A 23,259-nucleotide genomic window follows, 5' to 3' on the forward strand; every position below is an offset into this window, starting at 1 on the left:
CAAGTATGCGGTATCCTTCTTTCTAGCGATGACTATTCCTATGGCGCTTGCTGAAAACGAATCTTATGCGCAAGCAGCTCTGCACGCTGATAAGCTTCTGCGATCCCATAAACAGCAATGTCCGCCTTGCTTACTTCTTTATAAGATAATGAAGTCTCCACCTCATGTTTGAAAGGGAATGGATGCAATTGGATGGTCGTTTCATCCTTCCAATCCGCTATCAATGAGGTTTGTCCCGTACGATCGAACCAATAGGGAAACCCATTAGCAAACCATTCATATTGATTTCGAGGTGTTCCCGGCTGCTCCATACATACAAACAGCGACAGCTCATCACAAAGCAGCAGCGTTTTCGCATGAAGCTGAAGCAGGCTAACGTCCAGCTGAAGTCGCTCGATGATCGCGCTTTGTCTTGCAAATTCACGTTCTACAAACGTAATCGTATCATCATTTCTGAACCTTTCAGCAAGCGTCGTATACAAAATACTGCCGAGCAAAGCGGCGTATTCGCTCGTTTTCTGAACATGATCCAAAGAATAGAAGAAAAAGCGGATGTTGCCTGGAAAATCGCGGAACGAAAACGGCATATTTGCTGCATCATTCCAAAGCGGGATACGGTCCAAATCAATCCAGCTGCTATCATGCTCATATGCAGCGTAAGCTAATTCATCTTTTCGTTCCTCACTATGAAATAACTGGCTCTGCCAGGCAGAAACAAGATCTCCGGATATTCTCGCATGATCATGTTGTGCGATCAATATGAATGCGTCTTCCTTCTCATATAAAATCATCGTTTCCATCCCTTTCTTCGTCACACAGTAGTTAAATAATATTGTATTTCTATATCAGCTAATCACGATTGTTCAGCGCGTAAACTTGCTCAACTTCCTTATGCCGTGAAATAACAACATCCATTAAGCATCTATAAATCGAAGCTGCTGTCTCTGGATTTAAATCATGGCTGCTCGCAAGTTTCTTTATTTTATCAAATTGTTGGGCTTCCCGGCTCAGGTCTTGTGCAGCGAGATGGTTTGCTGCTTTGTACATACCCACTTCTTCCGTTAATTGAAACCGCCTTGCAAGCAAGGAAATGATGTCGTGATCGATTTGATCGATCGCTTGTCTTAATTCATCTAGTCTAGAAACTTCCATGCGTCTCTCCCTTAAATATTTTTCCTATAATTGTACCATCTCCATCACTTAGCGGCTATGTGCATTCGCATTTATCGGATGTAAATTCCAGAACAATAAAAAGAAGAGCCGCCTTATTTCTAAGAAGGAGCTCTCCTGTGAACATTTCTATCGTTCTATTTCGCAAAGACATTACGAATGAAACTGTGGCAGTAAATCAGCATGGCTTTCGAGCATCTGCTCCAAAGCTTGATAAGCAGCCTCTTTATTTTCAATAGCCGGATCAGCGTCTATCGCTTTTTTCGCAATAGATACATTGCCCGTCACTGCTGCTTCAACGACAAGCTCATGAACATCCGAAATCGCACGGCACAATTGAAGCAGCGGCTCTGGGAAATCTGGAACCTCTACCGGATGAATCATGCCGCCTGATACGGTTACTGGTATTTCTACGATTCGATCCGAAGGAAAACCCGGTATTGCGCCGTCATTCTTAACGTTCAAAATATCAATCTGAAGGCCGCTGCCTGTATATAACGCGTGAGCAAGCGCTACTGGATGCTCCCAGCTGCCATGGTCAAATAAACGATCATAATGCATTTTGCCTGCACCAATCTGCTTCAGCTCTTCCAAGCGTCTGCTGCGTTCTTCGAACGATCCATGATATGGAGGTGCTGTCGTGTAATGAATGTCCTCTTGATAAGGAAGATATTCCGCATGATGATCAACATGTCCAGCCGCGATTGCCCCATACTCGCGCAGCCATCGCTTAGAAATACGAAGCTCGCGCTGCGTCTCTTCATCTTGATCAGACCAGTTCTCCTCTTCAATATATTGGATAAGCTTAGGCAGAAGGTCCTCACCCGTGCGGCTATCTTTTATTTCCATCACCCATGCAAAGTGATTAAGTCCAGCAGTTACGATAGATACCTCAGAGGCCGATTTGCCGAGCAGCTTTGGCAAGAATGTGTAGCCCTCAGCACCCCGATACGCAATATTGCAAAATCCAGCTATGCGAATCGATGAATAACGTGCTGCTGCCGTTACGACACGAGGCAGTGGATTCGTTACATCCAGAATCCACGCCTGCGGGCACAACTCATCCATATCACGGCAAATATCCATGATCAGCGTAATGGACCGGAAAGCATTCATCAAGCCCCCCATGCCTCCACATTCCCTTGCTTGATCGGCCATCCCTAATGCATGTAATATATCAAAATCGATTTGCCAACGGCGTGCACCTTGAACCGAGGCGGATACGATGACAAAGTCCGCACCTATTAGCGCTTCTCGTCTGTTTACCGTTGCAGTCGCAAGCATGTCTACCTCTAACTGCCTTGCTATTTCTCTTGCAGCTGCTGCCATCCCTTCAGCCGCATCCAGATTTGGATCAACAAGGACAAGCTCACAGCCTGCAAGCCTCTCCTTTACGATGATATCTTCGAGTACCGTTGGCGCAAATACGAAGCTTCCTCCGCCAATCAATACGATTTTCACGATAGTCTCATTCCTCTCGGTTGTCTTTGGATTGCTATTGTTGAGCGGTAAGAGAGATAATAAAGGTATGAATAATTCCGTTTACAAAGGAGCTATGATGAGCAATCTTAATCCTGCCCTCAACCAATCATTTCCTAATTATAAAGAACAGCTTATCCTATACGGCATGCGCACGTTCGAAGCCGGCCAAGGCCCTGTATGCGATTTACATCTCCATCATCGGATGCTGGAGATCAATATTGTCCTAACAGGCGATCAAATCGCTCGTATTGGAAACGAGAGCTTCACGCAGCATGAAGGTGATATTATTCTCATTCCTCCCATGAAGCTCCATGACTTTATTGTTCCCGATCAGCAGACGATGCACGGTTTTGTCCTTCATTTGCAAAATGTGGACAGCAAGCTGCTCTACGCCTTTCGAGCTTGCGGAGAGTATTTATTTGCGAGAGATCATCCGCTCAATGAACGCCTGAATCCGCTGCTAAAAGCACTTATTTCATGCTTGCAGCAGAATCCTTCTGCTCACCGCGTCTTTATGCTTTGTAATGAAATGCTGGTGCATTTGGAGGAGTTCGTGCAGAGCGAAGCCTTACTCTCCATCAATGAACCAAATGAACAGCCGCTTGCTGATCGGATCGCGAGGGAAATTGAGGCGCTCATCAGCACCTTCAATGAGCTCGGTACAGATTCCTCAACGAGCAACTGGCTTGAAACCATTGCAGCTAAGACAGGCATTAGCCGCAGACATGCCGGCCGTTTGTTTCAACAAGCGTACGGCATGTCGCCTCGTCAATATTTATCGATCATTAGACAGCAAGAGGCGATGCATATGCTTGTCATGCGAAACATACCTCTTGAAGAAATCGCATTCCGAATCGGATTCGAAAATGTGCAAAGCTTTATTAGGCAGTTCGCCAAATGGTCAGGATTAACGCCTGGCGCCTATCGGAGACAGCATAAATCAACGATAAGCTATTTAACGCCGCTTGAGGTGGAGCCTCATGCTGGTCATTTATCCAGCTCCGTTCCCTCTGCTACCTCAGAGTAACTTGAGGACGCTCATTCAATTGTACGCCGCGTTCAGCATACCAATTGAAATGCCGCTCCTCTCCGGCTATCTGCCAACGAGACGGACAGCGATCATCAAACCAGTCCAGCGGTTCAGCCGGCGGCAGCGGTTTAGACGCTCGTTCGAACGCTTTGCGAATCGCTGCTTCCTGTTCCGCGCCAACCGCCTTTGGGTCTGCGGAAATAAACAGCGGTGTTCCGCTTTCGGACAATAGCTCCAGCCACTGCTTGTTCAAATGCCAAGGGACATCGTCGGTCAAGCCAACACAATCCGCATCAGCCGCAAAGAAAGTGTCATGCTGCGGCATGCGGAAAGCAAGCGTGTTGACACCCATTTTACGTGTACGCTCCCATTCCTTACCGCTCGTATCGTCACCTGTCCTCTGAATTTCAACCAAGCCCGCTGCTAAGTGCCCTACTGTATTACAGCCAATAATTAAACTGTCCGCTGAAGCTTCTGCAATCTTCTTATACAAAGCGACAATAATTTCCGCCGTCGTCTTCGTGCGATCAGCAAAAGCTAAACCATGATTACTCATTGATGCGCCCATTTCAAAGCCCCATTTGGCAAAAATATCGAAAGTGGAAAAATCATGCTTAATCAGTTCATAACCCCAATCATGCAGCTTGCGAATTTCATTGCCTACATAGTCAAGCACATCAGGTACGCTTGGGTCCAAATAGATGCTGCCCACATTGTGGCCACCATATCTTCTCCAATGATTTGGCACACTGTTTGCGACTAATAGCGGTCTGCACCAAATGCCAGGACGAACGCCGATTCCTTTCATATCGCTGGCCAGCTTCTGCATATCAGAAAACTGATAATTGGGTTCCCAAGGCCCACCATTGCAGCTGCCCCCGCCGCTGCAGAGCTGCCAACCGTCATCAATGACCATAAACGGACGGTTATCGACCGAAGAAGACCAATCTGACACGCGCTCTGAATCTGCGATTATCTCAGCTGTCGAGCTATTCCCATAGGCATAATACCAGTTGTTTCCCCCATACACAGGCTGTGAAGGCAGAATCGGCTGCTTGCACATCATTCTGCAAAAAGCCGTTGCCGCACCGAATGCCGATTCGCCTTCCGCACCTTCTCTCGTTACAATGACCGCAGCCTCGAGCGTTCGATCACCAAGCAGCACTCCCGCTTCACCACAGCGAACATCAAGTGTCAGGCTAATTCCGCCTGCATCCGCTTGCCAATAACAAAAGGAGCTTGTACCGGTCTCTACGCCATAACCATGCGTACGTCCCCCTTTTGACAACAGGAAATACCAAGGCATTTCACGCTCAGCAACTAAACCCCGCCATTCCAAATCACCGTAACCTCGTTCCCATTGGTCACCCAGAACACGAATGCCCCCGATGTCCAGTTCTCGCTGCCATCTCAGATGAAGCCGCCTAACTGGCGTCTGACCTGCACTTAATCGAACGGCCATACGATTAGCCCTCGTTTCAAATGAAATGACGGTTTCGCCTGCATACCATTCTCGTGAACGGAATGACGCGCGAACCCATCCCTCTTCCCACTCCATTTCAACATTGTCCGGATTGGTTAATAGATCTAAAAACTCCATCGTGAGCGCCTCCCGTATTTGAACATCATTCTATAAAACCGAGTATAGTATTCGCTGCCAGCAATTTGAATAACGAAATGAGTCGTACCACGAATAAATAATGAACCAAATGGGACATCCAATAACATTAAAAAAAGACTGCCGCCGCCACTTCATGGCATTGAACAGTCTTCATATTCACTATTAATCTGACTTAGCAATCTTTTATTTGCTCAGTTCTCTGCGTACAACTGGCGCAACCTTCGTCGCCAGCAGCTCAATGGAAGCCGCTACCTTTGAGAACGGAATGCCGCCGATATCAAACTGAGCCATGAAGCGCTGATGACCAAAGAGCTCATGCTGCGCCAAAATTTTCTCAACAAGCATTTCCGGGCTGCCTACAGCCAGCGCATTGATTGGACTTGCCAATTGTTCGAATTGCTCGCGTGCCATCGACTCGCCCCTCTGCTTGCCTCCCATAAACTGGCTTACATAATGAGCATAATAAGGATAATATTCATCCTTTGCTTGCTCAGTCGAGTTGGCAATATAACCATGGCTTGTGATCGCTACTTTTAGAGCTTCTTGTTTATAGCCTGCGCGAACACCAGCAGCACGATATACGTCTACAAGCGGTTTAAATCGAGCTGGATCTCCGCCAAGGATGGCAAGGGCCATTCCTAGACCATGACTTCCTGCGAGCTCCGCGCTCTGAGGCGTACCGCCGACACCGACCCATACGGGCAGCTGCGCCTGCTCTGGACGAGGTGCAATCTCAGCATTCAGCAGCGGCGTTCTATATTTTCCATTCCAAGTGATATGCTCGGTTTCATTTAATGCAAGCAGCAGATTAAGCTTCTCCTGAAAGAGCTCCTTATAGCTCTCAAGCTCATACCCAAACAATGGAAATGACTCTATATACGCTCCTCGTCCCGCAATAATTTCCGCGCGTCCATCCGAGAGCAAATCAAGTGTAGCGAAATCCTCGAATACTCGAACTGGATCTGATGTTCCAAGCACCGTCGTTGCGCTCGTTAACCGAATCCGCTTCGTCGCTTGCGCGATTGCAGCAAGCAGAACAGGTGGAGATGTAACAGCGAAGTCCAAGCGATGATGCTCACCCACTCCAAATACATCAATGCCCGCCTCATCTGCAAGCTTGGCAGCTGCGACGATTTCCTTCAAACGCTCTCTCGCATTTGGCGATACTTTACTGATAGGATCAGTACTTATATCACCTAATGTGTAAATGCCAAATTCGAACACATCTGCTCGTTCCTTCGAAGGCTGAGCAACTTGTTGTATTTTCTCGTTGATTTCAAACACCGCTTTCCTATATTTATATCCAAGGCAAGAGTACATATTTTGTTCGCCGACCTAGTTACTTTACGTAAGTAATGATACATAAGTTATTAAGTTGCGTCAAGATCAAGAACATGAAGCCCGCCTAAATCGCTTACAAAGTACAAAAGAACCTTCAAAATCACAGTAAAAGTGATCGGAAGGTTCCTACTATTTAGGCTGATATGATGAGAAATCCCCATGGTGCGAGCTCCAGCTGTTGTCCACTTGTAACTTTACTACCATTCAACAGCTCAGTACCGTCCTGATGCTTGTAGTCAAATGTAACGGTATCATTTGAGTAGTTGAAATAATATCGTATATGCTTTCCGCTAGTATTCAAGCCCGATTTCACGATGATTGGAAAAACAAGCTCTTGCTCTGCGCCCCAAAGACCTGCATTCTGCAAAGCCTCGCATAGCACACGTCTTATAACAGCAGGGCTAGGCAAGCATCCTATATAGGTAGCCGTTCCTTTTCCATAGTTATTTCTTGTAATCGCTGCATATTCACCCCACTGCGCATGATCATAATAAGCCAGCACTTCAGCGGTTGTTGGCGTGATAAGCTCCATCCACGCTTCAACCTCTTTCGCCTCGATACTCTGATCGATCAGTGCCCCTTTTAACCCGACATGATTTGGCGTTACGAACATGCTATAGGATATGCCGCAAGCTGCTTGTATGATACCGGGCTGCTGTGAAGTACGTACCTTAACGACCTCGTCGGCGAAGCCGCTTTTGAACGAATAAACCACATGTCCTCCGCTTCGTACGAATTCATTTAATCGCTCCAAAGTCTCTGAAGGGGCAGCGTAAAGCGCTGGTACGACAATCATATTGTATTTATCCAAATGGGTGCAGGTCGGCTGAATAAAATCGACCTCGACGTTAAGCTTGTACAATTCGTCATAGAGAGCGCGAACAACATCATTGTAGGTTTTTCCATCTGGAAGCTTAAACCATTCCATTGCAGATAAAGCCTCGTTGCTGACCATTACAGCCACTTGATTGTTTTTGCGGAGGCTGGCAAGCTCCTCGCTCAGCCTAGCAAAATCCGCACCGATCGTTTTAGCTTCGTTATAAACAGGATTAGGCTGAAAATCATGGCTGAGCAGCCCCTTCCAATACGTTTCGAACGAATTGTGAATCGAATGCCAGTGCCAATACGCGACCATATTGGCGCCGGAAGCAAGGTGGCTAAACGCCTGCAAGCGCAATTGCCCGGGATACGGCGTCCAATGCGGGAAGGCTTGTGCCTGCGTTTCGAGCACTAAGTAATTATCGTTTTTGAGCGATCTTGCCATGTCGCCGCCAAACGAGATTTCGATGCCGGTTAAATCATCCTGCGAAGGATGATAAATATCGACGCCAGCAATGTCAAAAGGCTCCGAAGCAGCAAAGTGATCAACGGAAGGCTGAACGCCAAAAGAGTAGCCTCTCCATTCAAAATCAAAGTTTTGAGTTACAAATTGTCCCGGCTGCTTATATTCGTTCACGATAGAGACCTGCCATGCCAAAAAATCATTTACCAGCTTCCGCTGGAACTTCGCGAACTCCGCGCCTAAGCTGCCATTGATTGTGCCGACAACGGAAGGGAACTCCTCCCAGCTGTTGATGCGATTGCTCCAATAATCAAGCCCAAACAGCTGATTAACGACGTCTAGCGTTTCATAAGTATCCCTCATATATTTGACAAACTGCAGTTGAACATTTGGCCCCGCCGTGTCATAATGTTTCGTTTCATTATCCGTCTGATAGCCAATAACGGCTGGATGTGTACTTACGCGGCTAATGAGCTTGCGGATGATTCGCTCTGAATAGAAAAGATAAGCAGCATTCGTAATATCCATAATTTGGCGAGCGCCGTATTTTCCCGGTCCGCGAGGGGTTACCGCAAGTACATCCGGGTGCTCTTTGACCATCCAAGCAGGCACGGCATAGGTTGGTGTGCCAACAATGACGGCGATACCGGCTTTGTGCATCGCATCCAGCACTCTGTCTACGGATGAGAAGTCGAATACGCCGTTTTGCGGCTCATGTGTGCTCCATGTCGATTCCGCGATTCGAACCACGTTAATGCCTGCTTCCTTCATCATCCGAATATCCTCATCTAATCGCTCATAAGGCATATATTCGTCATAATAAGCGACGCCATATAACAATTTATTCATCCTTTAACAGCCCCCTCGGCAATCCCATGCATAATAAACTTTTGGAAGAAGGAGTAAATAATAATGACTGGAATCGCAGTCAGTACGAGCGCCGCCAAAATAAGCGACCATTCCTTGTTATACTCACCAAACAGCGTGTTTGTCGATAAGATAAGTGTGTAATTGCTTACGTCCGTCAGCATGAGCAGCGGCAGCAGGAAATCATTCCAGATCCAGAGGAAATCTAAAATCGCTATCGTCACTGTAATCGGCACAAGCAGCGGGAAAATAATTTTAAAGAACGTTTGATATTCATTGCAGCCATCAATTTGCGCCGCCTCCTCCAGCTCCTTAGGTATAGACTTCACGAAGCCATGATACAGAAAGATCGCCATATTGACGCCAAGTCCAATATATATGATTGCAAGCCCATACGTACTGCCTTGAACAGACAAGGCTTTGGCCATTCTAGTCAATGGAATCATAATCGAATGAAACGGCACAAGCATGGAAGCGATAAACAGGAAAAAAATCAAATTGCTTATCTTTCCGCTCGTACGTGACAGCTTATAGCCAGCAAGCGATGCGCAAAAGATGATTCCGCCGATGCCGAGCACCGAAATAATGATCGAGTTGAGTGTGCTGCCCAGCAGATTGATTTGATGAAAAGCATTTACATAATTATCGAATTGAATCTTCGATGGCAGCGAGACGAACGACTTGAACATCTCACCTTGTGTCTTAAACGAGTTAATAACCGCCAAGTAAATCGGGAAAAAAGAGATCGCAGCCCCGATCGACAGGAAAATGGTAATAAGGAGGGAGGTTGATTTCTTCTGTCTCATGCTTCCACCTCTCTTTTCTTCATGACACGAATTTGGATAAATGTGAAGATGAGAATAATCACGAATAGAATGACCGATTTTGCGCTGGCATAACCATATCGGAAGTTGTTTGAGAAGGCTTCCTCGTAAATGTTCATCGTAATAACCTGTGTGCTTCGTCCTGGTCCTCCGCCTGTTAAGCCATATACAACCTCGAACACTTTAAACGCGCCGTTTAGCGTAAGGAAGAAACAGATTGTAATCGCATGTGAAATCATCGGCAAGGTCACATTGCGAAACGTTTGGAAAGCGGTAGCGCCATCGATAACAGCTGCTTCCTTCAAGCTTTGAGGCACACCCTGCAGCCCTGCCAAATAAATAATCATCATGTAGCCGACGCCGTTCCAGAGGGAAACGGTCAGAATCGAGAAGAAACTTACTTTTGGATCACCGATCCAAGCTTGGTCCAGAAACGTAAGCGCTGTCTTTTCTGCCAGCTGAGGAAGAACCTGCGCGAATACAAACGTCCACATAAATGCACTGATAATCGTGCTTATCATGTTGGGCATGAAGAAAATGGTACGAAAGAAACCTTTGCTTTTGCGGCGTGATTCAATAAATACAGCCAGCAGCAGCGCAAATACATTTTGCAGCACAACCATGAACAGCACATACTTCAAGGTGAACAATAACGAACCGACAAAATCGGGATCGTCTCTTAGCGCTTCAATAAAGTTGCCCATTCCAATAAAGTCATAGTCACGATTCAAGCCATTCCAATCCGTGAAGCTGTAAAACATTCCGCCGAGCGTTGGAATCAGCAGGAAGATCGCGTACAAAATAAAAGCGGGCGCGACAAACGTAAATAACGAGATGTATTTTTTGTAGCTCTTGATCGGCACAGTATCCGCCCCTCTCCTATGTGTCTTTACTGCGCAATGATGTCTTCGGCGTCCTTTAGACGCTGAGTAGCTTTGACGGTGAAATATAAGATAAGTATGAGAAAATGATATACTTTCTTATATTTTAAAATCGGGATGAAGCGAAGCAGAATCTCCTTGTCTCCCCTTCATCCCGAGCATGTGTGGTTTATTTATTTACCTTGTTGTACGATTTCCAAGCTTTATCGAGTGCTTTGAGTACATCATCTTGCGATAATTGACCGGCATAATATGCTTGCAGCCCTTTGCCCACTTCATCCTTCACGGATTGAGGAATAGCTGGGTCTTGATAAGACTTGCCTTCTTTCACATAAGCTGTTGCATCATTTACCCATGGATAGCTCTCATACGTATGCACAGTGGAGATTGGGTTGAATTTAAGCGCTTGGAAGAAAGCATTTGAAGCAGTATCATCCAGAATGTAGTTGATGAAATCCAGCGCGACTTCCTTGTTTTTTGTGCTCTTAGAGACAGCTAGGGAAGTCGAAGCGCTAAGGTTAATAAGTGTCGCATCTGGATTGTCATTGATTGGAAGCGGTGCTACGCCAAAATCAAGATCCGGATTGGATTTAAGAATCGTTTCTGCGTACCACGGACCTTGCAGCCACATTGCGCCTTTGCCTGCCGCAAACGCTGCTGCGCCATCATCGCCGCCCACTTCTGTCGCTTTTTCCGTTCCGTTCGCATTAATAAGATCAAAGATGTCGAACATTGCTTTTAGCTCTGTAAAGGAGCCTTCATCCTTATTCATCCGTTCGATGAAATCAGCGTCCTCCGTATTGATAAGTGCGCCTGCTGCGAGCGGCAGCACTAGCTGTGGAATCCAAGCTTCCTTATATGAAAGCACAAAAGGCGTTACCTTATTCGCTTTCAGCTTCTCGACAACCGCTTTCATTTCTGTCAACGTTTTTGGAGGCGTAATGCCAAGATCCGTAAAGATCTTTTTGTTGTACAAGTAGCCCCATGACAATGTTTCCAGAGGAACGGCTACGACTTTACCATCTGTCGTTGTAACCGACGGTTTAACGCTGTCCAGCAGCTTGCCGACAAAAGGCTGATCGGATAAATCCTCTAAGTAACCTGCTTTGTAGTAAGAAGGAATTTCGTTAATGGCATGAAGCGCGAAAATATCAGGTGCATCATTGGAGGCAAGGCGCGTCTTCAAAATTTGCGCCGCATTATCGGCTGTCGGCATTTCGAGCTGAACCGACACGTCGATGTTTTTCTCTGCTTTTTCTTTCGCTACGAAGTCAGCAATATATTTATCGTAATGCTCTTTAAAACGAGGCTGAGCAATGAACATTTTCAGCTTTACGCTCTTCGCTTCACCGCCGCCGCTTGCTCCCCCATCTGTGCTGCCAGCATTATTTGTATTGCTGCCGCAGCCAGCTAACATTGTTGTCGCGAGCATCGTAACGAGTAAGCCTTTAACTAATTTTTTCATCTCATTTGACCTCCCAGAAGCTTGTTTTGTTTACGCTTTCATTGTATCTAAAAAATGAAAGCGTTTAATTGGACAGAATTAGACTCTTTCGTTGGACATTTTTAAACCTCGCTGCTCTTCCTCATCTCACCTGGCGCGATGCCAAAATGCTTCTTAAACACTCGATAAAAATAGGTGATATCCTCGTAGCCCGCCATTTCAGCAATCGCTTTAATAGGAATGCTCTCATCCATCAGCCACTCTTTCGCTTTCACCATGCGCAGGTGCAGCATATAATCCGTGACATTGCGCCCATACTCCTGCTTGAACACTTTGCTCAAATATTCCTTGCTCACAAAAAAAGCTCTAGCGAGCTGCTCCAGCGTAACCGGCTCCGTATAATGTTTTTCCATATACAGCCTGACTTCATCCAAATTCAATTTGTTTTTGAACTTCCGCTGATGAATAAGCTGCTCCAATGTAGTCACATAATGATGGGTAAGAAAAGCAGCTGTATTCTCACTTGACTGGGTGATTTCATGACCATACGGCGCATGCAGCGAGTCGCTGTCTTGTGAATTAGCATTCATTAATTCCTTAAGCAGCAGAAGCAGCTCTTGTACAACCTGCTCCAGCATGAACGCTTTCGTAATTCCGCTCTGTTCAAGCTCCTTCATCATTTGATCAAGCGTTGTCTTAACGCCATCTGTATTCAGCTCATTGAAACGTAACTTTAAAAGCTTCTTATACGAAGCCAATGTATATGAAATATCAAGATCCAGTGATATTGTTCCACGCTCCATTTGAACAGCTTCAAGCCCGTTTTTGCAATTTTGCAGTGCCGTATTTAGCTCTTTCGGATCAACAGGCTTAAGCAGATAATCCATCGCCTTGAAGCGAAGCGCATGTTTGGCATATTGAAAATCATCATACCCGCTGACGACAATCGTCTTGATTGCTGGAAATTGATCATTAAGCTGTTGCAGCAGTGCAGCGCCATCTGTTCCGGGCATCCGCATATCCGTAATGACAATATGAGGCTGCATAACCTCCATCATTCGAAGCGCTTCGGTACCGTCCTCTGCTTCTCCTACAATTTCCATGCCGAGGCGTTCCCACTCTCCGAACGCTTTGATTATGTCTCTCGCCCAGCTCTCATCATCCACAATAAATACTTTAAGCATGCTGATCTCCCCCTGCTATTGGAATAGAGACGGTGACCGTCGTTCCCGCTCCTAACTCGCTTTCAATCGTAATCCCATAGTCTGGGCCAAAATGCATTTGAATGCGGGACGCAACATTTTGAATGCCGATGCGATTGCCGTGCGTCCAAACCTGTCCGCTATGTTGGTGAAGCCGCTTTTGCAGGTCGGCAAGCTTATCCTCGCGTATGCCGACGCCATTGTCACGGATTCGTATTCGAACTTTATCATGCTCGCGCACTACGCTCACGCTAAGCTCCCAATGACCTGATTTATTTTCTAGTCCATGGAAAAAAGCATTTTCAACAATTGGCTGAAGCGTCAGCTTCGGAATCGGAGAAAGCATCAAGGACTCGTCCATTTCCGTGTGATAGGTAAGCTTGGAGTAAAAACGCTGCTTCTGGATAAGCATATAATTGTTTAAATGATCGATTTCTGCTTTTAATGAGGCGAGATCGTTGGGATCGCGAATGACATACCGAAACATATCGCTAAGCGATCGAATGATTTCATAGCTCTCCGCAGGTTTTTTCGTAAAGAGCATGCTGCCGATCATTTGAAGTGTATTTTGCAAAAAATGCGGATTGATTTGCGCTTGGAGTGCTTTAAGCTCCGCGGTTTTTTTCTCCAGATTGATACTGTATTCCGTTTTAATATGCTCTCTAATGCGGTAGGACATGTTGTAAAGCTTCGTTTCAAGCAAGCCGATCTCATCTACGCGATTGCTTTGAGGCAGCTCCGTTTCCTTGATGATGCCAAGGCCCTGCATCGATCTTGCGAGCGTAACAATTGGCGTGGCCGTCCGCCATGCTAACAAAATAGCAATCAAAATGGACAGTACGATAGAAATTGCGCCTACGATAAGGCCAAATCGCATCGTCGATTGCGCGCTCTTATTAATAAAGCTGGTCGGAATAATCGTAATCAGCTTCAAGCCGACGGGATCAATCGTGTTATAGAACACGTACTCCTTCGACATGCGGAAATAACCTTGATCCTCTGTTGTTTCCTTGATCCGCAGCATAATGTTATCCGACGGGCGCTCCCCGAAACGTTGATAAAGCACATTTCCGTCTTCGCTCGCGATCAGAACCTGATGATCCTTGCCTCGGCCTATCAAATCGAGCGTCTGATCAAGCATCGACCAGCGAATTTTAAGCGAGATGCCGCCTAGCTTCTCCCGATTCTCAAAACGGTTAATGCTCCGAATCAATTGAAAGTGACCTTCATCCAAAGTATTGGATTGAATAAGAAAATCTTTATTTTCCTCAAATAGCTGCTTATATGGAGAAGGGATTGCAGGCGACGTTTCCAAATCATACTGATTCCCGCTTATGGTAAACAGTTTCCGCGGCTCTTTCAAAAACAGCTCAACGCCGATGACATGATTTCCTGCGGAATAAAACAAATTGCTCAGCGTATCCATAATATTTTTTTGAGCGGCGAATTGGTTAATGAGCAGTGAACCCTCTGTGCTTGCCAAATAATCACTAAGATGAGGGCTGATGAGTACGGAATAAACGAGATTGTTCAATTGCGAGAACTGCTCGCCCAAGTAGACGCCAGTCCACTTCATATTGGATAAATTCGTTCCGATAACTTCCGCTTCCATCGACTTTCGGTTGTTTTCGGCGGCTAAGGCAGTAACCGCTATAATCGGAATAACGGATAAAAAAATCATCGTAAAAATCAATTTATTCCGAATACTGCGACGGAAGGGTTCTGTCAGTAAACGGATTAGCTTGGCCAACATTTGCTCTCTCGCCTCCCGCTTCTCTTCTAGCTATTGTGTGCAAAAAACTAACGCCCCATCGATTGCTGGCGTTAGTTTATATGCTTTCATCATCCACATGGAATGACAATTGTATGAAAGGATTCGGGTTCCAGCTCAAGCAGCTGGAGTTTGGAGCCGATGGACAAACGCAGCTCCCTTTTTTCCTTGAATGGATTCGTTAAGACGATGATGCGTGTGCCGTCCGGCTTCTCGAAAGCAATCGCATTGCCTGACCATGGACCTTTCAGCCCTATTCTTCGATCATCAGGCGAAGTGAAATGGGCAAAATGCTTCATCACATAATACTCCGGATTACGGATGGCAAGCTGCTTTTCCTTGTCTACGGTCAGCATCGCATTTTGCTCCCAACCCCATGTGCTGCGGCCTTTTGGTTCCAGCACCATGTTCCAGTAAATATACGCGTTCACGCCATTCGTAAAATAATGATGATAGAGATTAAACACATATCTTGCATAGAACCAACTGTTTTCACCGTCACCGCATTCATTTTCCGTTTGCATATAACGAAGCTCAGGATAGCTTTGGACGGTACGCTGCAAAGCATGCTTGCCCGCCCATTGATAGCCAACGCCCTTCACATATTTATAAGCTTCAGGGTCGCTTAGCACCGTATTGGCATACGCATCAAAATCAGTTGCCTTCTTCTTCAGCCATTCATCCCATGCTTCCGGCGCATTAATTGTGCCCAGCCATATTTCTGTATCGAGTCCGTGGCTCTCGAAGGCAGGTCCCAAATAATCACGTATAAATTCACGAAGCTGCTCGCCCGTCCATACGCAGGAAGGAAACTTCTGATCCGCAACCACCTCATTTTGAACATGAACCTGGTGAATCGTAATGCCTTCTGCCTTGTATGCCTCTACAAACTTTACAAAATAGAGCGCGTACGCTTCTAAAATTTCTTTCTCCCAGCGTAGCGTGCCGTAATTGTACGCCTTCGGAAATTTCATCCAGGTCGGAGGGCTCCACGGAGAGGCGAACAGTTTCAATTCAGGATTAAGTTTTAGCGCTTCCTTAATATAAGGAATCAAATGTTGTTGATCACGGGCAATGGAGAAATGCTCCATACTTAAGTCTCCGTCTGTTTCGTTTAAGCTATACCATTCCAGTGCATAATCGCTAGCGCCAATCGGAAGCCTGCAAATACTGAATTTATGCTCGCCTTCGGGATGAAAGAGCGCATGCATCACTTGACTGCGTTCTTCCTCCGGCAGATGCTGCAGAGCAGCATAACCAAGCTCGTTAAAGCAGCCTCCAAACCCTTCTAACCGCTGAAAGCTCTCACCTGAGAATGTAAGATTATGGTTTCCATTACCGGCTTCCTCTATCGTTTTATTGAACCATCGCTTGGTTTCCGTGCTTGCAAACCATTGTATCTGTTTCTGTCTCATCACCGCAAACCTCACTTTTTGAAAGCATTTTTATCATTATATCTTGTAAATGAAAGCGTTTAATTGGACGGAATTAGACTTTATTCTTGGACGATATTAAACCAACGCTGTAAAGTTCAAAAACATAATTTTAAAAAGACAAACAAAATTGTGATTAAAGGCTCATAAGCTAATCTATCCACTCATATTTCCAAGAAAGTTAGTTTTTGAAGGGGGGTGAATACGATACCTCTGGTCGTCCGATCAACATTAAACGCAACTGGCGCCATTACATTTACGGGGAATACGCTAGGTCTCAGCCGCTCAGAAGTAGCTGGAACCCCTGGTACTTCCGATAGTATAGGTGCTTTCAGTACTACGAATACAGCAGCTCGGTACGGCACGTACCCGCTTGGAACGACGAGCAACTATTTGGAGAATAGTTCTGCCGCCGTTCTCGTTCTCCCCACTGGAAGCACTGTTCTTTATGCAGAGCTTATTTGGGGCGGCACCTATGTCAACGGAACCGTTAATCTAACCGCAGCCATTAACAATCCCGTTACGTTTATTACACCGCTCGGAACCTCAAGCATCACTCCTGATGCAGCAACTAGCAATACGTTCGATTTGGGGGGAGGCGCACTTGGCTATACTCGTTCAGCCAATGTCACCTCGCTTGTGCTGGCGGCCGGTGCGGGTACATATATAACAGGCGGCGTAGTCGGAACGATTGTTATTCCCGGCGATTCAACTGCTAACCATGCTGGCTGGACCCTCGCCGTCATTTATCAGAATCCTTCACTTCCGTTTCGCAACATGTCGCTGCGGGTTGGCGCTATTTTGGTTCAAAGCACTTCGGCAGCGGTCAACACGACAATTACCGGATTTGCCACGCCGATCTCAGGAGCCTTAGGTGGCAGGGCGTTGTTTAGCGCTCAGGAAGGAGATGCAAACCGAACAGGTGATCAAGCGTTGTTCGGCCCGACGGCAGCTAGCTTAGTCGCTCTATCTGGCACGAACAATTTCGCTAACAATTTTTTCGCCTCACAAATTAACAATGATTCCGGTGCATTAAACACAACTGGAACTTTCGGGGACCGCAATCAAATAAATGGCACACCCGGCACGAACATCATTGGCGGTCGACAGGGCTGGGATATTACAAATGTTGATATTTCCGCTAGGCTGACGAACAACCAGAGCTCAGCCGTTTTGTCACTTACAACCTCTGGGGATGCTTATGTACTAAACGCGAATGCCATCCAAGTCAATATTAATGCGCCCGTTATCAATGTAACGCTAAGCGAGAATGCAACAGGGCCTACCATCGGCGACATCATCACCTTCACGGTCACGGTCAACAACTCAGGGACAGCAAACGCAGCCAGTATCGTCTTAACCGATACTTTGCCTGCTGGCGTTACGTTCGTACCAGGCAGCGTCGTTGTAGGCGGCGTCTCGAAACCGACATTCGACATAAGAACCGGAGCGCCGCTAGGCTCATTAAACCTGGCAACCTCCATCACCGTTACCTATCATGCTACCGTAACCTCCTTGCCAAGCAACGCTCAGCTTTCAAGCACAGCCAATGCGGCCTTTACGTTTCAAAGCATAGCAGGCGGTCCCAATATTACAGGCGTTATTCCATCAAATACTGTCACTATCCCTGTTTATGCCCCTAATTTATCTATTGTAAAAAGTGCGAACACACAGAACGCAACAGTTGGTAATCTAGTAGTCTACACACTGCTCGTTGCGAATACCGGCAGTTCAGCAGCCATTGTCAACCTGACGGACAATATACCTGCGGGAACATCTTTTATACCGAATAGCTTCCGTGTCAACGGAGTCGTTGTAGCAGGTGCGAATCCATCTGCGGGAGTAGCCATAGGAACGATTGCAGCTGGGGGATCGTCAACGATCACGTTTCAAGTGCAAGTAAATGTTTTGCCATCTCCACCTCAGCTTGTGAATCAGGCATCAGCCACCTATACGTATCAAATACCTGACGGAAGAATCTTTCCCGGCTCATTATCTTCAAATACGGTTACAGTTCCTGTAAGACTTCCAAATGTTGTTGTCACGAAGAGCGCTAGCTTAACCGACATCGCTGTAGGTGAAACATTAACCTATTCCTTAGTCGTCACGAACAGCGGTATCGAATCCGTCACCAATGTCACATTGGGAGACATCATTCCTGTTGGAGCGGAATTCACCTCTGGGAGCGTAATTGTAGCTGGCGTATCCAAACCAACTGCAAATCCCGCGAGCGGCATCAGTTTAGGAACCATTGCGCCAAGCAGCTCTGTCAACGTTACTTTTGCCATTCGCGCAACTTCTATTCCAAGCTCAGGTGCATTAGTTAACCAGGCTTCGGTATCCTACAGCTCTGGCGTTTTCACAGGTCTCTCACTGTCTGGCAGCGTAACAACGCCTGTATATCAACCAATTATCAGCATTACAAAAAACGGTACGCCTACGAACGCTACTGTTGGAGGAACAATAACCTATTCATTCAGCGTAAAAAACAGTGGAAATATTGCTGCCCAAGTGACCTTAACGGATAATATCCCAACCGGCTCAACCTTTGTGCCAAACAGTGTCATCATTAATGGAACAGCACTTCCCGGCAGCAGTCCCGTTTCAGGCATTTCACTTGGCGCTTTGCCTGCTTCCGGCGTATCCAGCATTTCATTTCAGATCTTGTTAAGCTCGCTTCCGTCGCCGCCAACTTTGGTCAATCAAGCCTCAAGCTTATATACCTATCAGCTGCCTAGCGGCAGAAGCTTAAGTGGAAGCAGCAGCTCCAATACGATCACGCTCACTGCCCAAGCCCCAAATGTCACAATTACTAAAGCTGTCAACGCCACCGCAGCTGCTGTAGGTGACATTTTGACATTTACGATTGTTGCTGTGAATAACAGTGTCGTACCCGTTACAAATGTCAACATCTCCGACACGTTGACCAGCAGCGCAGCTTTCATTGCAGGAAGCGCAACAATTAACGGGGTCGCAACAACTGCAAACCCGAATGTCGGCATTTCTATCGGTACCATTAATCAATCTGCCAGCGTTACTATCGTATTTCAGGCACAGGTAACATCGCTACCCGATCCTGCTGTCATATCTAATCGTGCGGCCATCAGCTATACATCTGGTTCATTTACAGGATCATCATTATCCGAAACGGTTCAAATTCCGGTGTACCAGCCCATCATTTCTATTGTTAAGCTTGCAAGCACACAAAATGCAACGATAGGCGACACTTATACTTACACATTAAGAGTCCAAAACAGCGGTAATATTGGCGCAACAGTAAACGTAACGGATAATATCCCAGCCGGCGCTGTTTTCGATACAAACAGCGTGCTCATAAATTCCGTACCCTTTCCCGGATTAAATCCTGTAACTGGGATACCCATCGGGAATGTACTGCCTGGGACCATGACAGAAATCAGCTTTGTCGTAACTGTTGCAACGCTGCCCTCACCTCAATTTCTCGTCAACCAAGCAAGTGCACCCTACAATTACTCACTGCCGGACGGTCGTCAATTAAATGGGGCATCGGCTTCTAATACCGTATCAATACCTGTGTCACTGCCAAACGTAAATTTAGTGAAATCTGCAGCACCCACTTCCGTAGTTGTGGGCGATACCTTTACCTATACCTCCATTGTAACCAACAACGGTATTGCTCCTGTTAACCATGTTGTTGTTAACGATCCTTTAGCCGATAATATTGCCTTTATTAGCAATAGCGTGTTCATTAACGGCACTCCCCGGGCGGATTCAGCTCCATCCACCGGTATCCCAATCGGTACCCTCGCCCCTGGCGGTTCGGCTACCGTAACTTTTGAGGTGAGAGTAACGATGGCAGTCCCAACACAAATAACGAATCAATCAACCGTTAGTTTTACATCAGGTGTATTCTCAGCTTCATCCTCGTCCAATACGACAACAACTCCTGTAACTCAGCCGCAAATTTCTTTGCAATTAAGCGCGAATACAAGCAATGCTACGCTTGGAGACACCGTTACTTATACTGTAGTTGTAAGCAACACTGGGAATCTTGCAGGAATACTCACGTTAACTGACATACTTCCGACTGGAACAACGTTTGCGCCAAACAGCGTCGTCGTCGGCGGAGTTCCGCATCCTGGAGAATCTCCTGTAACCGGCATTAATGTGGGAAGCGTTTTGCCCGGGGTGCCGATAACTGTTACCTATTCGACAGTAATTACAACACTTCCAAACCCGCAGGTACTTGTGAATCAAGCCATAGGAGCTTATACATTTACACCGCCAGATGGCAGGCTCCTGAATGGCTCCACACAATCAAACGTATTATCTGTTCCCGTTTCTGCACCTAACGTAGCGGTCGTCAAAAGCACAACGACGGTCGATGCCGCGCTTGGAGACATCATTACTTATTCAGTAGCCGTAACAAACAGCGGCATTGAATCGATCAATAATGTTGTACTTACAGATCCTGTGCCGGACGGAGCAACATTCATTGCTGGCAGCTTGACGATAAATGGCAATCCTGCACCTGGAGTACCTGCATCGGGAATTGCCCTTGGATTAATTCCTTCATCCAATACGGTAACAGTGTCGTTCAAGCTCAGCGTTACTTCTATTCCAGTTTCCGGACAAATCGGAAACCAAGCAAATATTACCTTTACATCCGGTGTATTCTCGGGCATGACGATGTCCAATGTCGTTAATACCCCTGTCTATCAGCCCGTAATCTCACTCGTTAAAAGTGCAAATTCTATTAACGCCACGCTTGGGGACACCGTCAGCTACCGAATCGACGTCAGCAATACAGGAAATTTTGCTGGGAATGTGACGTTAACTGACAATATCCCGCTTGGTGCAATCTTCGAGCCCAACAGTGTCCTTGTGGGAGGGCAGCCTCAGCCAGGTACTGACCCTGTAACAGGCATCAATATTGGTGCTGTTGCTCCTAATGCTACCGTGTCCGTCACCTTCTCTGTCATCATTGATTCCCTGCCGAATCCGCAGCAGCTTTCAAATCAAGCTATTGCGAACTTTGCATTTGTTCTGCCAAGCGGCCGCCCGCTTAGCGGCAGCGCAAGCTCCAACACCGTCGTAATTTCTGTATCTGCACCTAATGTCAGTGTTGTCAAGAGCACAACTTCAACAGCCGTAGCAATTGGCGATATCGTCACCTATTCTATTAACATTCTCAATAGCGGCATCGCAGCGGTAAATAATATTATTTTTACAGACCCATTGCCGGTCGGAAGTGCTTTAGTTCCAGGCAGCGTATTGGTAGACGGAGTGCCAAGACCAACGGCCAACCCGGCAACCGGTGTAGCTATAGGGACGATCGCGCAAGGTAATACCGTTGTAGTATCCTTCAACGTATCCGTCATTTCTTTACCCGCTTCTGGACAGCTTAGCAATCGTTCGTCTGTCAGCTTTACATCGGGTGTATTCTCGGGCGTCACTTTCTCGAACACAGTAATCATTCCTGTCTATCAGCCGATACTAACGGGAACCAAAAGTGGAAACACCAGCAATGCGACGGTTGGCGACACCGTTGTTTATACGATTGCAATTCAAAATACCGGAAATTATCCCGGTGACGTTACCTTAACGGATACGATTCCAGCTGGCACAAGCCTTGTCCAGAACAGCGTCATCGTAAATGGCCAGCTCGTGCCAGGTGCAGATCCCGCAGCAGGAATATCGCTTGGCAGTGTCACAACTACGGCAAGTGTCATTTTTTCGGTAGTCATCAATACGCTTCCGCAAAATCAGCAGCTTGTTAACCAAGCGTCCGCTACCTACAGCTTCTTGCTGCCAGATGGCCGCACCTTAGGCGGCTCATTTAGTACAAACGCATTGTCCATTCCTGTATCAGCACCTAATGTTGCCGTTGTGAAGAGCACCACTGATACCGATGCCGTCGTAGGCGACACGATTACCTATCGAATTGCAGTTACGAACAACGGCATTGAGAATATTAATAATGTGCTGGTGGTCGATCCCTTGTCCCCTGGATCATCCTTTCAGGCTGGAAGCGTCTTAATTGATGGTGTTCCTAAACCAGCAGCTAACCCGTCCCTTGGCATCTTAGTCGGGTCAATCGCGCCTAGCGTTACCGTGTTAGTTGATTTCAGCGTACTAGTAACGTCACTTTCAGATTCCGGCACGCTCAGCAATAGAGCTACCGTAAGCTTTACTTCGGGCGCTTTTTCAGGAAATACGTTTTCCAACACGATCGTTACACCGATTTTTCAGCCTATTATTGCACTTGGCAAATCTGCCGATACCGCAAATGCGACTGTCGGAGACACAGTAACTTATTCACTAACCATCACGAATACAGGCAATATTGCCGTGCAGGCTTCCGTATTTGATACGATTCCAACTGGCGCCGCCTTTGTACCAAATAGTGTACTAATCAATGGTGTTCCGCAGCCTGGCGCTAATCCGGCGACTGGTGTTTCCGTTGGCACCGTTTCGCCTGGCGCATCCATTAGCATTCTGATTTCACTGCAGGTAACGGTAGATGCACTTCCTTCACCGCAGCTGCTCGTGAACCAAGCAACAGCTAACTTCTCCTACGTACCGCCGGATGGCCGTGTGCTCACCGGAACTATTTTATCGAATGTATTGTCCATTCCTGTGTCTTCTCCAAATGTGTCTGTCGTGAAGAGCACATCTTCCGTTGATGCTGTTGTAGGCGATACCATTACCTATACTATAACGGTGTCCAACAATGGCATTGAATCCGTCAATAACGTCATACTCATCGACCCTACCCCAGCAGGAACAACGTTTACGACGGGCAGTGTCACTGTAGATGGTTCACCGCGGCCAACAGCTAATCCCAATAACGGCATTACTATTGGCACCATTGCTGCTGGGGGCAGCTCAACCGTTACATTCAATGTGCTGGTTGTTACACTATGAGCCCG

Annotated in this window: 14 protein-coding genes; 2 read left to right on the forward strand and 12 right to left on the reverse strand. The window is 46.7% G+C overall.

The features are described from left to right. Nucleotides 1-38: 38 nt before the first annotated feature. The 3 genes from ACIFSR_RS01520 to ACIFSR_RS01530 form a co-directional block, all read right to left on the reverse strand. Nucleotides 39-800, reverse strand: coding sequence for a DUF3891 family protein (locus ACIFSR_RS01520; RefSeq protein WP_430054339.1), 762 nt, complete (start codon nt 798-800; stop codon nt 39-41). A gap of 49 nt (nt 801-849) precedes the next feature. After that, nucleotides 850-1,152, reverse strand: coding sequence for a chorismate mutase (locus tag ACIFSR_RS01525; protein WP_430054340.1), 303 nt, complete (start codon nt 1,150-1,152; stop codon nt 850-852). A gap of 171 nt (nt 1,153-1,323) precedes the next feature. Further along, the gene (locus ACIFSR_RS01530) at nt 1,324-2,631 is read right to left on the reverse strand and encodes a hypothetical protein (RefSeq protein ID WP_430054341.1); all 1,308 of its coding nucleotides are present in this window, start codon (nt 2,629-2,631) and stop codon (nt 1,324-1,326) included. Between the two features lie 67 nt (nt 2,632-2,698). On the opposite strand from ACIFSR_RS01530, the gene ACIFSR_RS01535 reads away from it, so the two are divergent. Continuing rightward, nucleotides 2,699-3,679, forward strand: a complete 981-nt coding sequence (locus tag ACIFSR_RS01535) for a helix-turn-helix domain-containing protein (RefSeq protein ID WP_430054344.1) — start codon at nt 2,699-2,701, stop codon at nt 3,677-3,679. Here the strand turns inward: ACIFSR_RS01535 and ACIFSR_RS01540 are convergent. The 9 genes from ACIFSR_RS01540 to ACIFSR_RS01580 all read right to left on the reverse strand — a co-directional run bounded on the left by ACIFSR_RS01540 (nt 3,666) and on the right by ACIFSR_RS01580 (nt 16,330). Beyond that, nucleotides 3,666-5,282 carry a hypothetical protein gene (locus ACIFSR_RS01540; protein WP_430054346.1) on the reverse strand — a complete coding sequence of 539 codons (1,617 nt, stop codon included), beginning with the start codon at nt 5,280-5,282 and terminating at the stop codon, nt 3,666-3,668. The genes ACIFSR_RS01535 and ACIFSR_RS01540 overlap by 14 nt on opposite strands. A gap of 204 nt (nt 5,283-5,486) precedes the next feature. After that, nucleotides 5,487-6,578: an LLM class flavin-dependent oxidoreductase gene (locus ACIFSR_RS01545; protein ID WP_339209694.1), complete on the reverse strand. Its 1,092-nt coding sequence runs from the start codon at nt 6,576-6,578 to the stop codon at nt 5,487-5,489. Nucleotides 6,579-6,777: 199 nt separating this feature from the next. After that, nucleotides 6,778-8,775 carry a beta-galactosidase gene (locus ACIFSR_RS01550; RefSeq protein WP_430054348.1) on the reverse strand — a complete coding sequence of 666 codons (1,998 nt, stop codon included), beginning with the start codon at nt 8,773-8,775 and terminating at the stop codon, nt 6,778-6,780. Then, nucleotides 8,772-9,599 (reverse strand): carbohydrate ABC transporter permease, encoded by an 828-nt coding sequence (locus ACIFSR_RS01555; RefSeq protein WP_339203745.1) that lies wholly within the window; start codon nt 9,597-9,599, stop codon nt 8,772-8,774. Before ACIFSR_RS01555 ends, ACIFSR_RS01550 begins: the two co-directional genes overlap by 4 nt. Further along, nucleotides 9,596-10,480 (reverse strand): carbohydrate ABC transporter permease, encoded by an 885-nt coding sequence (locus ACIFSR_RS01560; protein ID WP_339203747.1) that lies wholly within the window; start codon nt 10,478-10,480, stop codon nt 9,596-9,598. The genes ACIFSR_RS01555 and ACIFSR_RS01560 overlap by 4 nt, the downstream gene beginning before the upstream one ends. Nucleotides 10,481-10,667: 187 nt before the next feature. Further along, entirely contained in the window at nt 10,668-11,963 is a 1,296-nt protein-coding gene (locus ACIFSR_RS01565; RefSeq protein ID WP_430054350.1) for an ABC transporter substrate-binding protein, read from the reverse strand. A gap of 101 nt (nt 11,964-12,064) precedes the next feature. Continuing rightward, complete coding sequence (locus ACIFSR_RS01570) at nt 12,065-13,126, reverse strand: response regulator transcription factor (protein WP_430054353.1); 1,062 nt, start codon at nt 13,124-13,126, stop codon at nt 12,065-12,067. Beyond that, complete coding sequence (locus ACIFSR_RS01575) at nt 13,119-14,897, reverse strand: sensor histidine kinase (protein WP_339203751.1); 1,779 nt, start codon at nt 14,895-14,897, stop codon at nt 13,119-13,121. Before ACIFSR_RS01575 ends, ACIFSR_RS01570 begins: the two co-directional genes overlap by 8 nt. Before the next feature lie 89 nt (nt 14,898-14,986). Continuing rightward, a complete protein-coding gene (locus ACIFSR_RS01580; protein ID WP_430054356.1) occupies nt 14,987-16,330 on the reverse strand; it encodes a glycoside hydrolase family 30 protein in 1,344 nt (447 codons plus the stop codon). 216 nt (nt 16,331-16,546) lie between these two features. Between ACIFSR_RS01580 and ACIFSR_RS01585 the strand changes: the two genes are divergently transcribed. Continuing rightward, the gene (locus tag ACIFSR_RS01585; RefSeq protein ID WP_430054358.1) at nt 16,547-23,254 is read left to right on the forward strand and encodes a DUF7507 domain-containing protein; all 6,708 of its coding nucleotides are present in this window, start codon (nt 16,547-16,549) and stop codon (nt 23,252-23,254) included. Nucleotides 23,255-23,259 lie beyond the last annotated feature (5 nt).

This window comes from Paenibacillus sp. NRS-1760 (genome assembly GCF_050467785.1).
Lineage (GTDB): Bacteria > Bacillota > Bacilli > Paenibacillales > Paenibacillaceae > Pristimantibacillus.